This is a genomic window from Anaerofustis stercorihominis, from assembly GCF_005844425.1.
In the GTDB taxonomy this organism is placed as follows: Bacteria; Bacillota; Clostridia; order Eubacteriales; family Anaerofustaceae; genus Anaerofustis; species Anaerofustis butyriciformans.
On record NZ_SPHL01000077.1, the window covers coordinates 1 to 1,582 of the forward strand.

Genomic DNA, 1,582 nt, shown 5'->3' on the forward strand with positions numbered 1-1,582 from the left:
ATACTTTTCATCTTTTTACACTTTCTTTTTTTGATGTACTTTTGCATCTTTTCTTTTCATTATTCTTTTTTGTGTAGTTTCGATTCTCTCTTTTTCAAATTCTTTTCTAACTATTATGTTAGCTTTTTTAAATAACTTAAATGCAATTTATATATCTTTCAATATATTTTCTTGCTTCCATTTTGTTTTGGATTTGTTAACGTTTTCTATGGTTATATTATATGCATAATATATATAAAATTCAATACTTTATAAAATTTTGGTAAAAAAAAATTTATTGAAATCTTTTTTTTATAAAATATATACGTTTTCATTTTTTTTTATAACTAAAAGATTACTTTTATAAGTATTTTTTTATCAATATAAAAAAAGAAGAAGTTAAACTTCTTCTAATAATGAACTACTATAGGATAATTTGCCTGTATTGTTTCATATGTTTTTTTTGCATTTTTCTTAGGCATATTTATACAGCCGTGACTTCCGTTATTTTTATATATTGTTCCTCCGAACTTACTTCTCCATGTTGCATCATGCATTCCAATCCCTCCGTTAAAAGGCATCCAATAGGAAACAGGTGAATTATATGTACTTCCATCAGCATTACTTCCACTTAAAGTAGTATCTCTTTGTTTATATTTTAAGTAATATATTCCTGCAGGTGTTGAGTATCCACCAGCTTCATCTCCTGTTACAATATCTGATGTAACAATTTTTTTACCATCTTTATAAACCCAAAGTTTTTGATTTGTTAAATCTATTTCAACATATGAATCGCCTACTTCATCGGATGTATCATAAGGGATTTGTGAATAGCAAGGTTTTCTGTTTATATTTTTTTTCTTATTTAATTCTGATGTTAACTTTGTTATTTCTTTATCTTTATTTATGACATACCCGTAATCGCCACCGGTTATAGATATAGTACCACTTAAAGTTGATTTAAATTCTCTCATTCTTCCGCTTGTATTGTATTTTGCGGCTAAGTCATTTACAAAACTTTTTACTGCACTTTTATCTACTCTTAATTTATTTTCTTTCATTTTTGTTTCAATTGTTTTATTTGTTATTCCATATAACTTTAGCACTTGTTCTTGCTCTATTTTTACATCTTTATTTGCCATTTTATATGTGATAGAAGGCAAATCTAAATTTTTCAAATATTCTTGTTCTTGTTTTAAAATTGTGCTTGTTGATATAATTTCAGGTTTATCATAATAATTTTTTTCGTTATAGCTAAGAGTAAATTCTCCCTTTGCAACGAACTTTAATATATCTTTTTTTAACAAATAGGAATCAATATTCGTTCCATATACTTCTTTAATTATTTCATACTCTTCGCTATTTAAATTTATATAAGCATTTTTTGTTTTAGTTGTATCTTCACCATCTTCTAATACTGATAATTTTTTTAACGATTCATTAAATTCATCGCTTGTTTCCTTAATAGTCATAGAAATTGTATATTTGTTATCTTTTAAATGTGTCTTATGCATGACATATGAAAAATATCCAGGATTTACAATATCGTTTAATTGTTCATCAATATTATATGTAACATTTGATAAAGATATAGTTTCGGTTT

The 1,582-nt window shown here is 25.1% G+C and carries 1 protein-coding gene; it reads right to left on the minus strand.

The window, feature by feature from the left end; genetic code table 11:
• Positions 1-389 precede the first annotated feature (389 nt).
• The coding region (locus FGQ49_RS10200) for a L,D-transpeptidase family protein (RefSeq protein WP_138269759.1) at positions 390-1,582 on the minus strand (1,193 nt) is incomplete at its 5' end.